This window comes from Hyphomonas sp., from assembly GCF_046313735.1.
GTDB lineage: Bacteria > Pseudomonadota > Alphaproteobacteria > Caulobacterales > Hyphomonadaceae > Hyphomonas.
The window spans coordinates 78,471-91,134 of record NZ_JBKBXW010000012.1; the positions used below are offsets into that span (position 1 = coordinate 78,471).

Genomic DNA, 12,664 nt, shown 5'->3' on the forward strand with positions numbered 1-12,664 from the left:
TCCCTTGCCCCATCCGGGCTTTGCGGCACAATATACCGATAATGTGACGCGGCAACGTCGCCGCGAGGTCAGGGAGGACCGCAATGATCCGGGTCAACGGAATCCACCACATCGCCATCATGGCAGCCGACATCCGCCAGCATATCGAGTTTTTCTCCGATGTGCTGGGCTGCCGCCTCTCCGCAATCTTCGACATGCACGGCGTGCCGGGCGGCGTGCACGCCTTCCTGCACATGGATGACCATTCCTATTTCTCGGTCGTGGAGCTGCCCGCCGTGAAGGACATCCCGATCCAGCTCGGCATCACCCATGCCGGCACTGGCGCGCACCCGTCTGCCCCCGGAACGATGCAGCACCTTGCCTTTCGTGTGGACACACCGGAGGAACTCCTCGCGATCCGCGACCGGATCCGCAAGAAGGGTGTCAATGTGATTGGCCCGCTGGACCATGTGATGTGCCAGTCGATCTATTTTGCGGGGCCCGACCAGCTGACACTGGAAGTCGCGTGCTCCTCCGAAGCGATCAATCCCGATGCGTGGATCGATCCTGAGGTCGCAAGGCGTGTCGGCATCAGTGACGAGCAGATGGCGCGCTACCGCAAACCCGATCCCTATGCCGGCGAGGGCGGCGCCGTGCCCCAGCCGCCCTACGATCCGGCAAAGCCGCATCAGGCCTATCCTGAGGCGATGTACAAGGCGATGCTGGCCGCGCCGGACGAGGTCATCACCCAGTCCGCAAAATTCGAGGCACCGGTCAAGCTGGCCGGCTGAGCGCTTTCAGCCGGTAAATCAGGTCCAGCGCTTCGCGCGGGGTCAGGTCGTCGGGCGCGATGGCGGCGAGGGCTTCCAGGACAGCGGCGGCTTCCTCCGGAATATCCGTCAACGGAGGATCGGCGGAGGTCGCTGCAAACAGCGGCAGGCTTTCGGCGGCCGACGGACCTGCTTCCAGCTGTTTCAGGATCTGTGCTGCGCGCTGGACGGCGACGCGCGGCAACCCGGCGAGCTTGGCGACCTGCACACCGTATGACCGGTCCGCCGGCCCCGGTTGGACTTGGTGCAGGAAGATCAGGTCATTCTTCCATTCGCGTGCCTTGAGGGAGGCGTTTGCCGCAGCCGGCAGGCGCGCCGCAAGGTCTGTCAGCTCATGATAGTGGGTTGCGAAGATCGCGCGGCATTTGTTCGTATCGTGAAGATGTTCCGCTGCCGCCCAGGCGATGGCGAGGCCGTCCCAAGTAGCGGTTCCGCGTCCGACTTCATCGAGGATCACGAAACTGTCCGGCGTCGCCTGGTTGAGGATCGCGGCGGTCTCCACCATTTCGACCATGAAGGTCGAGCGGCCGCGCGCCAGGTCATCGGACGCGCCGACGCGCGAAAAAACCCTGTCCGCAAGGCCAAGCCGGAAGGTCCGTGCCGGGACGAACCCGCCGGACTGCGCAAGGATGACGGCAAGTGCCGCCTGCCTCAGATAAGTCGACTTGCCAGCCATGTTCGGCCCGGTGACAAGCAGGAAGCGCGGCGCGGCGTCTCCGGCTGCGTCCAGGTTCAGATCGTTGGAGGTGAACCCCTTCCCGTCCTTTCGCAGGGCCGCTTCAACCACCGGATGGCGCAGGCCTGAGGCCTCCAGCACGGGGCGATCCTCAATGACCGGCCGCACGGCGCCTGTCTCGGCTGCCCAGGCCGCATGGCTTGCCGCAACATCGAGTTCAGCGAGCGCAGCGGCAAAGATGGCGGCGGGCCCGGCAAGCTCCTCCGCCTTCCGGCAGAAGGCTTCGAAGATCGCCAACTCGCGCGCTTTCGCTTCATCCTCGGCGCGCCCGATACGGCCCGCGATATCGGCAAGCTCATGCGTCGAGAAGCGGACAGCGCCGGCCATCGTCTGGCGGTGGATGAAGTCTGATGACAGCGGCGCGCGCAGCATCGGGTCGGCCTTGTTGGCAGGCACTTCGATGAAATAGCCGAGCACATTGTTGAACTTGATCTTCAGCGACGCAACACCCGTCTGCTCCGCATACTGAGCCTGCAGGCCAGCAATGATCTTGCGGCTGCTGTCCCTCAGGGTACGGATTTCATCAAGCGCCCTGTCCCAGCCCGGCGCAATGAAGCCGCCCTCGCGGGCCAGCATCGGCGGGCTCGCACTGATGGCGCGGGCAAGGTCTTCAGCGAAGGCGCGAAGCTGCGGCGTCTGGTCGAGGCTGAGCGTGGTGGCAGCATCGGCAAGGCGCGGCGGAAGGGCGGTGCCCAGCAAGGCAGCAGCGTCCGGCCCGGCGAGGATGGCCATCGACAGGGCCGCGAGGTCGCGCGGGCCGCCGCGTCCGAGGCTGAGCCGGGTGGCTGCGCGCTCCAGATCCGGCGCAGATTTCAGCCGTGCCCGGATATCTTCCAGCCGGGACGGCTCGTCCACAAGGAAGGCGACCGCCTCATGCCGCGCGGCAATCTCGCTAGCGTCCCGCGAGGGCAGCGACAGCCGGCGCGCAAGCAGGCGGGCGCCCGGCGCCGTCACCGTCCGGTCGATGACGGCAAGCAGGCTGCCACCCTTGCCGCCGCCCAGGCTGCGGTCGATTTCGAGGCTGGCGCGCGTCGCCGGGTCAATCAGCAGGACGCCGCCTGCCTCCTGCCGCCCCGGGGGGCGCAGCCGGACCGGCGCGCCGGCCTGGGTGAGTTTCACATAGTCGAGCAGGAGGCCCGCCGCTGAAAGCTCCACCCGGCTGAAGGCGCCGAGCCCATCAAGGGCCGCAACACCGAACACCTCCCTCAAGAGCGCCTCGCCCGATTTGGGCGTCGCCGCCCGGCCCGGCCGCTCTGTCACAGGCACGCCGGCAAAGCCCTCTGCCTCACGCACCCCCGGCCGGTCCCGGTCTTCGGCAGAGACGACCAGTTCGCTGAGCGGACGGGCGAGGAGGGCTTCGGCGAGGTTTCCCGCCGGGATGGCGGCCAGTTCGAATGCGCCGGTGGAGACATCGCAGACCGCCAGCGCCGCCTCCCCCGCCCCGGAAAACGCAATCGCGGCGAGCGCCTGCCCCTGCCGGGCGGGCAGAAGCGCGTCCTCTGTCAGCGTGCCGGGGGTGACGATGCGGACAACTTCGCGCCGCACGATCGACTTCGAGCCACGCTTCTTCGCTTCGGCGGGTGTCTCGACCTGTTCGCACACCGCGACCCGGCAGCCCGCCTTGATCAGGCGCGCGAGGTAGCCCTCGGCGGCATGATAGGGCACGCCCGCCATCGGAATCGGCTGGCCGTCATGTTCGCCCCGTGCCGTCAGCGTGATGTCGAGGATGCGCGCGGCTTCGACGGCATCGTCGAAAAACAGCTCATAGAAATCCCCCATCCGAAAGAACAGCAGCGCGCCGGGATGGCCTGCCTTGATCGACAGGTACTGCGCCATGAAGGGCGAAGGCTCGGCAGCGGCAGGGGGGCGGGAGGTATCGGCCATGGGCTCCGACGCTAGCCCGCCAGCTGCAGATTCGCAAAGCTGCGCGGCATCTGGTGTCAGTTTTCGCTGTTGGCACAGGCTCCGGTGCGGCCTAGACGGGGGAGACAAGACATTCCCGGACACCCCCCGTCCCCAGCCAAAGGCCCAGATGCCCATGCAGCGCCCGAGCTTCACCGACCAGGAAGCCCTAGATTTCCATTCCCAGCCAACGGCTGGCAAAATCTCCATGATCCCGACCAAGCCGATGGGCACCCAGCGTGACCTGTCGCTGGCCTACAGCCCGGGCGTCGCTGTGCCCGTGCTGGCCATCGCGGAGAACGAAGATCGGGCTTACGACTATACCTCCAAGGGCAACCTTGTTGCCGTGATCTCCAACGGCACGGCGATCCTCGGGCTCGGCAATCTCGGGCCCATGGCCTCGAAGCCGGTCATGGAGGGCAAGTCCGTCCTGTTCAAACGCTTCGCGGACATCGACAGTTTCGATGTCGAAGTCAGCACGACCGACCCGGAGGACTTCATCCGCACCGTGCGCAACATCGGCGCGACCTGGGGCGGCATCAACCTCGAGGACATTTCCTCGCCGGACTGTTTCATCATCGAAAGCCGGCTGCGCGAAGAGCTCGACATCCCGGTCTTCCATGACGACCAGCACGGCACCGCCATCATCGCCGCCGCCGGCCTGATCAATGCCTGCCACATCACCGGGCGCGAGCTGAAAGACGTGAAGGTCGCCGTTTCCGGCGCCGGCGCAGCGGGCCTGTCGGTGGCCGGGCTCATCCGGCATCTGGGCGTGAAGGCCGAGAACATCCTCATCTGCGACAGCCTCGGCGTCGTCTATGAGGGCCGCACCGAGAAGATGGACCAGTTCAAATCCGCCTTTGCCGTCAAGACAAAGAAGCGGACCCTGACCGAAGCCATGGAGGGCGCCGACGTGTTCCTCGGCCTGTCGGTCAAGGGCGCGGTGACGCAGGACATGGTCAAATCCATGGCCAGGAATCCGATCATCTTTGCCATGGCCAATCCCGATCCGGAGATCACGCCGGAAGAGATCAAGGCCGTCCGCTCTGACGCCATCATTGCAACCGGCCGGTCGGATTATCCCAACCAGGTCAACAATGTGCTGGGCTTTCCCTACATCTTCCGCGGCGCGCTCGATGTGCGGGCGCGCGGCATCAATGAGGAAATGAAGGTCGCCTGCGCCCGCGCGCTGGCAGAGCTTGCCCGCGAAGACGTTCCCGATGAAGTCGCCGCCGCCTATCATGGCGCCCGTCCGAGCTTCGGGCGGGATTACATCATCCCCACCCCCTTCGATCCGCGCCTGATCAGCTTCATCCCGCCTTTCGTGGCCCAGGCCGCGATGGATACCGGGGTCGCGCGCAAGCCGATCGCAGATATGGAGGCCTATCGGCGCTCCCTCGCCCGCCGGGCCGATCCGGCAGCGGCCTTCCTGCAAGGCGTGCAGGCGCGAGCGCGGGAACTGCAGCGCCGGATCGTCTTCGCCGAAGGCGAAGAACCTGCCGTTGTTCGCGCTGCCTTCAGCTTCAAGAATCAGGGCCTCGGCCATCCGATCCTGATTGGCCGCGAAGCGCAGGTCGAGAGGGCCATGGAGCAGATGGGCATCCCGCTCGGCTCGCTTGACATCATCAACGCCCGCCTCTCAGATAAGAACCCGGTCTATGTCGATCTTTTGTATCAGCGTCTGCAGCGCAAGGGCTATCTCAAGCGCGACGTCCAGCGCCTCGTGAATCAGGACCGCAACGTATTCGGCGCCTGTATGCTCAAGAACGGCGATGCCGACGGCATGGTGACCGGCGTGACCCGCAATTACGACATGGCGCTGCAGGATGCCATGATGGTGCTGGACCCGATCCCGGGACAGGCGGTTATTGGCATGTCCCTGGTGATCAACCTCGGCAAAACGATTTTCATCGCCGACACCAGCGTCAACGAACTGCCCGATGGGCCGACGCTTGCCCGGATAGCCATCGAGGCGGCGCGGTCGGTGCGCAGCCTCGGCTTCACACCGCGCGTGGCGTTCCTCTCTTATTCGAACTTCGGCAATCCGATGGGCGAGCGGGGTGACAAAGTGCGCGAAGCGGTCGGCCTGCTCGACAAGATGGACGGCATCGACTTCGAATACGAGGGTGACGTGAACGCCGATGTGGCGCTGAACCCCAATCACCGCATCATCTACCCCTTCTCGCGCCTGACCGGAGCGGCGAACGTGCTGGTGATGCCGGCGATCCATTCGGCCTCTATTGCCACCAACCTGCTCGAAGCAATGAGCCGGGCGACGGTGATCGGCCCGATGCTGGTGGGTCTTGAAAAGCCAGTGCAGATCGCCTCGCTCGGCGCGACGGTGGGCGATATCGTCGATCTCGCAACCATCGCCGCCTACGACATGGACACCTGCGAAAGCACCTGAACGGCGGGCCCCTGATTACTCTGCAGGCGCTGCAGCGGCAGACGGTTCGGCCCAGCGCTGCCGCGCCTGCCTGATCCATTCGATGATCGACAGAACCACTGCCACGCCGCCGAGCCAGAAGGTGACAATGAAGACGGTATAATAGCCCTGATTCTCGATCATGCCGCCAAGCCAGGGCCGGCCAAGCGTGCCGATCAGCATGGTCAGCGAGCCGAGCAGGGCATACTGGACCGCCGCAAAGCGCGGGTTCACGACCGAGGTAAGGTAGGCAACGACCGCCACGCTGGCAAAGCCGCCCGCAAGGTTCTCCCCCGCAATCGCCAGCATCAGCCGCGCCATGCGCCGGCCCGCCTCTGCGCCGTGTCCTTCCGGAGAGATTGAGGCCGCCCAGCCGGCAAACATCCGCAGCGGCTCGCCCATCCGCGTCCAGTCAAGGAAGGCATCGAGCGCCATGCCGCCTCGGGAAAGGTCCGCGAAGAGGAGGTTCGTTGCCGCCGCGACGATGGCACCGATTACCAGAACCGGCATACGTCCGATCAGGCTGATTACCACGACACCGATTGCTGCGCCCGCCATTGTCATCAGAACGCCGAAAAATTTCGAAGCGACGGCCACGTCGGCCATCGTGTGGTTGATCGCGCCATACTCGGTGCCCAGATAAAAAGGATAGGCAAAGGCGCCCCAGACCGCATCCGTGAACCGGTAAGTCAGCGCAAGCAGCAAAACCAGCACTGCCCCCCAGCCAAGACGGCCGATCATTTCCATCAAGGGATCAAAGATCGCGCGGAACAGCGAGCGCAACACCTTGGCGGCACGCGGATCGGATGGCGCGTCGGGCAGGCTCGTGCCCGGCTTGCGGCCATGCCGGCTGAGCAGCCAGGTGGCGAGGCCTGCGGGCAGCAGAACGGTCAAGCCGACAATGACCGGCCCCTGTTCAAGCACGAAGGCCCTGCCGCTTGGCGGCGGCGTCATCGTCAGGGAGGCGAAGACGTGCCAGGAGATCATTGCGATGGCGAGCGCCCAGCCGAGCGTAACAGCGAGCGAATACCCCATCAGGCTGCGATCGGGCAGGACGGACTGGTAACTTTCACGCGCGCTGGATGGCGCTTCGGAAAGTTCGGGTTCGGGCGCTATGAGCGTGCCGGAGATTGCCAGCACCATCATCAGGGCGATTAGTCCATAAACGAAAGCCCAGCCGAAATACTCCGCAAGCAGGAGTGCGAGGAAGCCCGTAACAAATGTCGCCGCCCGATATCCAAACTGGTAAAGCGCGGACATCAGGTCTTTATCTTCATCGGAGCGCGCGACTTCGATCCGCCAGGCATCCAGCACGATATCGTGTGTTGCAGACAGGAGCGCGACACCAAGCGCAACAAGCGCCACAATTCCGATCTGGCTGCCCGGATTGGTGAAGGGCAAGAGAATCAGCAGCGCAGCAATCGGCAGCTGCAGGCTGATCAGCCAGGTTCGCCGCGGGCCCAGAACGGGTTTCGGATGGCGCGCCGTCTGGAAAGCCGGGGACCAGAGATATTTGAACGCATAGCCAAGCGTGATGAGCGAGAGGGTGCCGATGGTGGATGGCGAGACATTCTCGGTCGTCAGCCAGGCGTTCAGGGTGCCGAGAACTGCGCCGTAGGGCAGGCCAGCTGCCAGCGCCAGCAGCAGCATTGCGGCCATCCGCCGGTCGCGCAGCGCGCGCAGCGCCCGAATGAAGCGGGGCTCGGCCGATCTGGTTTCAGCCTCTGCGGCAGGCGGGCTCATGCAGCCCCCGCCGAAAGCGCGGGAACCTGCCGGATCCATCGGCGGGCAAGGCGCCGCAAGGCCTCTGCATCCAGCGGTTTGGCCGCCACACCATCAGCCCCGGCATCACGGGCGCGCCGCTCGATATCGGGGTTGATCTCGGCCGAAACCGCAATCACCGGCCCGGCATAGCCGCCCGCGCGCAGGCGCCTTGTCGCCTCGAATCCGTCCATGACCGGCATACGCAGATCCATCAGCACAAGCTCCGGCTCAATCCGGGCAGCCGCATCCAGCGCTTCGCTGCCCGTGACGGCTACAGTGACGGTAAATCCGGCCGATTCCAAGGCGCGGCGTGCAATGAGCACATTCACCGGATTATCCTCGGCGATCAGCACGCGGCCCGCCTCCACGGCGGCTTCGGTTTCCTCCGCTGCATCACGGCCTGCGCGGGCAAGCTGGATCCGCTCGGCAACTGATGTCATCCGCAGCGGCCGGACGAGCCAGCCGGCGCAGCCCAGCGCCCGGAACCGCGAAATCGCGCCCCTGTCCTCCGGCCTGAGGATGACGAGCGCGCCGGCGCGGGCCGCAAATTCTGCCACTTCGCTCTCCGGCAGGTCAGCGCCGATCAGGACAACGCCGGTATCCGGCGGCAAGCTGGCAGCACCGGCAGCAGCGTGCACCGCAACAGCGCCCATGGCTTCAAGGCCAGCAGCCAGCGAAAGGCAGGTGGCTGGCGGCAAGCCGGCAAGGCCGATCACTCCGCCGATGCGCGGCAGGGGATCGGCCGGCGCCTCAGCCGCGCGGCGCAGGGGCAATGAGCATCTGAAGCACGCGCCTTCGCCAGGGGAGGAGACAACTTCGATTCGCCCGCCCAGCAGGTCAACCAGCCGCTTGACGATGGCGAGGCCGAGGCCCACCCCGCCCTCCCGGTAGGCATCGCCCGAACTCGCCTGCCGGAACGCCTCGAACAGGCGGCCCTGATCGGCGGCGCCGATGCCGGGCCCGGTATCGCGCACCGACCAGCTGAGGCCATCGGCCGTTGCTTCAATGTCGATCAGGACAGCGCCGCGACTGGTGAACTTCAGCGCATTACCGACAAGGTTGAACAGGATCTGCCGGATACGGCCCGCATCCCCGAGGAATTTGGGCATCGGCAGCGGCAGGGCGCGCACCGCAAGGTCAAGACCCGCTGCATGAGCCCGCGGGCTGAGGAGTTCGACCACTTCTCCCGCGAGGCGCACCGGGCAGAAACTCTCGGCCTCGATCTCAACAGCCGCCGCATCGAGGCGCGCATAATCGAGCACATTGTTCAGCAGGTCGAGCAGCCGGCCGCCGGAGAGGCGGATCGTTTCGGCATATTCGCGCTGGGCCGGGGTCAGGTCGGTTTCCAGCAACAGTGAGACGGTGCCGAGAATCCCATTGAGAGGCGTGCGGATTTCATGGCTCGCGGTGGCGAGGAATGTCTTCTCCGGAGAGGGGTCATCGGGTCCGGGCGGCGGGGTCTGGGTCATGGCCGAATCCTCGGCAGAAAGGCTTAACAGGTGCTTAGGGTGATCAGCGTGCAAGCCTCGCTTCCCCGCCGGGCGATGCCATTTCCGAGGGCGGGCGGTAGCGATAGCTCAGCGCCTCCGCAAGGTGCACGCGGCGCACCCCGTCAGCCCCGTCAAGATCGGCAATCGTTCGGGCCACTTTCAATGTGCGGGTATAGCCCCGCGCGGTCAGGCGCAGCTTTTCTGCCGCATCGCTGAGAAGCGCGGCCCCGGCTGCATCCGGAGCGATCAGCCGGTCGAGCGCGCCGGCAGGGATATCGGCGTTCACAGGGCGGGCGATCTGGCCTTCGAATTCGGCGAGCCGGTCTGCCTGCCGGTTACGGGCCCGGGCGACCCGGGCGCGCACTTCGGCGGAGCCTTCCTTCGGGGCCGGCAGCGCAAGGTCCACCGCCGTCACAGGCGGCGTGTCGAAGAACAAATCCATCCGGTCGAGGAACGGCCCCGATATCCGCGCCTGATAGTCCGCCGCGCAGCGGGGACCGCGTGTACAGGCCGCCGCCCCTGCCCCGCCGCCGCACCGGCAAGGGTTCATCGCAGCCAGCAGCTGGAAGCGCGCCGGGTAGCGAACATGCCGGTTGGCCCGCGCAATCACGGCTTCACCGGATTCGAGCGGCTGGCGCAGGCTGTCGAGGACCGTTGCAGAGAACTCCGGCAACTCATCAAGGAAGAGCACGCCGTGATGGGCGAGCGACACTTCGCCCGGCTTTGCCTTGATTCCGCCGCCGACGAGCGCTGCCATGGAAGCCGAATGGTGCGGCGCCCGGAACGGGCGGACCCGCGAGAGCCGGCCGCGCTGCAGCAGGCCCGCCACCGACATGATCTGCGACACTTCCAAGAGCTCCCGCGCCGAGAGGGGCGGCAGCAGGCCGGGCAGGCGTTCGGCGAGCATCGACTTGCCCGAGCCCGGCGGCCCGCAGAGGAGCAGGTTATGCCCGCCCGCCGCCGCGATCTCGAGTACGCGCTTGGCGCCTTCCTGACCTTTCACGTCGCGCAGGTCCGGCCCCGGCGGAGCGAGGTCAATTTCCCCGCGCTGGGGCGGGGAAAGGATGCTGCGGCCCGCAAAGTGGTTGATCAGAGCCATCAGGTGCGGCGCCGGCAGGATATGCCCGCCCGACCAAGCCGCTTCGCCGCCGCCCGCGGCCGGGCAGATCAGGCTGAGCCCGAGCGCTTCGGCAGCCATGGCGGCAGGCAGGATCCCGGCCGTCTCCCCGAGGCGGCCATCAAGCGACAATTCCCCGATCGCGGCATATTTCGACAGCTCCGCATCCGGAACAACCCCCATCGTTCCGAGCAAGGCCAGCGCAATGGCGAGGTCATAATGACTGCCTTCCTTGGGCAGGTCGGCAGGCGCAAGGTTCACGATCACGCGCTTCGGCGGCAGGGCGAGGCCGAGCGCCATCAGGGCCGCGCGCACCCGCTCCCGGCTTTCACCGACTGCCTTGTCCGGCAGGCCGACAACATGAAAGGCCGGATTGCCGCCCACAAGCTGGACCTGGACATCGACCGGCTGGGCCTCAACGCCCTCGAACGCAAATGTCGTCACCCGGCTGACCATTGTGCGCCCCTCCATCCCGCCACCGGAAAAGGGTTAACACAGACCAAGGAACAAAGAAAGAACGATTTTTAACCCGCGAGGGCAGCGCCTTCCACCGCGCCGAGCGCGTTGCGGAGCACTTCGAGCCCGGCCCCCGGCTTCACCGCGCGCTCGGACAGCGTACGCCGCCACTGGCGCGCGCCCGGCTGGCCGGCAAACAGGCCGAGCATGTGCCGGGTCATCGCATGCAGGCTGATGCCTTCTGCGAGGCGGGCGGCGATGTAGGGCTCAAATGCACGCACAGCCTCAGCTGGCGGCACCGGCATCCCCTCCCCGAACAGCGCCGAATCAACGCCGCCGAGCAGGTCCGGCGTCTGATAGGCCGCCCGGCCGAGCATGACGCCGTCGAAGGTTTCCAGATGGGCGCGGCAATCCTCAAGCTGCGCGATGCCGCCATTGAGGATGACCGCAAGGTCTGGCCGCGCCGCTTTCAGCCGGGCGACCAGACCGTAATCCAGCGGCGGGATTTCCCGGTTTTCCTTCGGGCTGAGGCCCTTAAGCCAGGCCTTGCGGGCATGGACGGTGAAAACCTCGCATCCGGCTGCAGCGACCTTGTCCACGAAACCGAACAGCGTTTCCTCAGCCGGAAGGTCGTCAATCGCGATCCGGCATTTGACGGTGACCGGCACCGATACAGCGGCGCGCATGGCGGATACACACTCCGCCACCAGGTCCGGTTCGGCCATCAGGCACGCCCCGAATGCGCCCGATTGCACGCGCTCCGACGGGCAGCCGCAATTCAGGTTGATCTCATCATAGCCGAAGCCTTCCGCGATGCGGGCTGCCTCGGCGAGCTTCGCAGGCTCCGACCCGCCAAGCTGCAGAACAACAGGATGCTCAACGTCGCTGAAACCGATCAGCCGTTCCCGGTGCCCCCGGATGACGGCGTCAGCGGTCACCATCTCGGTCCAGAGCAGCGCCCGCTTGGTCAGGCAGCGATGGAAGGCCCGGCAATGCCGGTCCGTCCAGTCCATCATCGGAGCGACAGAAAATCTATAGTCTTGTTTTTTTTGCATTTTTCAGAACTATCAAGGGACTAAAGCAAGAGCCTGTCCACAATTTATTCACGAATTGACACACGGTTGCACCCGATTGAGCCCCTCTGTCCACACGGAGCGCACACGAATGTCGAGCATTTCCAAACTCCCGAAAGGTCAATGGCGGAGCTTGGTGAGGCCCAAGGGCCGCCATGTATCCCAGAGCTTTTTGCGCAGGAAGGACGCAGAGGATTGAGCGCTCAAGATGGAGCGCCGGCTTGACCGAGGCGAAAGCGTCTCGAAGCACCTCCCGGATGACCTCTCGACCTTCTCCCAGTTGATCGATCTCCACATCACAGACATGCTCGATGTCGGCGCGGCCCTCCGCCGGTCGAAGGCCTATTCCCCGGAGAAGCTCAGAGCCAGGCCCAGCCATGTCCCGCTTGAAGTGCTCGACCGTGAACGGATTATCCAGTTCGCTCGAGAGCGCCAGGCTGAAGGCGCTGGCCCGCCCACGATCTCGGCGGACATCTCCCGCATCAAGACCGTGCTCCTGCACGCCTCGGCGGTCCACGGGCTGCCGGTAAGCCCTGAGCAGGTCGACCTTGCGCGGGTCGCCCTAAAACGCCTCGGCCTCGTCGGCAAGGCGCAGGAGCGTGACCGCCGCCCGACACAGGAAGAGCTCGATCTGCTGATCGGCTACTTCAACGGCAACTCTCGCCAGAAGTCGCCGATCGGCCGGCTTGTCATCTTTGCCGTGGCAACCGCCATGCGTCATGACCCAGCCCCCGGAATTCCGGCCATGAATTTGCAGACTCTCTCGATTAGTGCTCTGAGACCCAAGTCTGGACCACTACCGGCTAGAGTTTTCCGGCCTTTTTCACACTGGCGGACTGGTGACGCCAGCATGATTGATCAGCGCCGCCGGGGGTTTGTTCCCGATGGCGCT

Annotated in this window: 7 protein-coding genes and 1 pseudogene; 3 read left to right on the forward strand and 5 right to left on the reverse strand. The window is 65.6% G+C overall.

What is annotated here, in order from left to right; translation table 11 throughout:
- The first annotated feature begins 83 nt into the window (after positions 1-83).
- Positions 84-770 carry a VOC family protein gene (locus ACK4SV_RS07885; RefSeq protein WP_409917272.1) on the forward strand — a complete coding sequence of 229 codons (687 nt, stop codon included), beginning with the start codon at positions 84-86 and terminating at the stop codon, positions 768-770.
- Here the strand turns inward: ACK4SV_RS07885 and mutS are convergent.
- Positions 754-3,657, reverse strand: a complete 2,904-nt coding sequence (gene mutS / locus ACK4SV_RS07890; RefSeq protein ID WP_409917273.1) for a DNA mismatch repair protein MutS — start codon at positions 3,655-3,657, stop codon at positions 754-756. The two genes, ACK4SV_RS07885 and mutS, sit on opposite strands and share 17 nt — an antisense overlap.
- Between mutS and ACK4SV_RS07895 the strand changes: the two genes are divergently transcribed.
- A complete protein-coding gene (locus ACK4SV_RS07895; protein WP_409917274.1) occupies positions 3,578-5,854 on the forward strand; it encodes an NADP-dependent malic enzyme in 2,277 nt (758 codons plus the stop codon). The two genes, mutS and ACK4SV_RS07895, sit on opposite strands and share 80 nt — an antisense overlap.
- Before the next feature lie 15 nt (positions 5,855-5,869).
- On the opposite strand, the gene ACK4SV_RS07900 is transcribed toward ACK4SV_RS07895, so the two are convergent.
- The 4 genes from ACK4SV_RS07900 to dusA form a co-directional block, all read right to left on the reverse strand.
- The gene (locus ACK4SV_RS07900; protein WP_409917275.1) at positions 5,870-7,615 is read right to left on the reverse strand and encodes an MFS transporter; all 1,746 of its coding nucleotides are present in this window, start codon (positions 7,613-7,615) and stop codon (positions 5,870-5,872) included.
- On the reverse strand, positions 7,612-9,105 hold the full coding sequence (locus tag ACK4SV_RS07905) for an ATP-binding protein (protein WP_409917276.1): 1,494 nt from the start codon (positions 9,103-9,105) through the stop codon (positions 7,612-7,614). Before ACK4SV_RS07905 ends, ACK4SV_RS07900 begins: the two co-directional genes overlap by 4 nt.
- 43 nt (positions 9,106-9,148) lie before the next feature.
- Complete coding sequence (locus tag ACK4SV_RS07910) at positions 9,149-10,699, reverse strand: YifB family Mg chelatase-like AAA ATPase (protein ID WP_409917277.1); 1,551 nt, start codon at positions 10,697-10,699, stop codon at positions 9,149-9,151.
- Between the two features lie 68 nt (positions 10,700-10,767).
- The gene (gene dusA / locus ACK4SV_RS07915; RefSeq protein WP_409917278.1) at positions 10,768-11,754 is read right to left on the reverse strand and encodes a tRNA dihydrouridine(20/20a) synthase DusA; all 987 of its coding nucleotides are present in this window, start codon (positions 11,752-11,754) and stop codon (positions 10,768-10,770) included.
- A gap of 226 nt (positions 11,755-11,980) precedes the next feature.
- On the opposite strand from dusA, the pseudogene ACK4SV_RS07920 reads away from it, so the two are divergent.
- Positions 11,981-12,664 (forward strand): annotated as a pseudogene (locus tag ACK4SV_RS07920) (hypothetical protein); the annotation flags it as partial.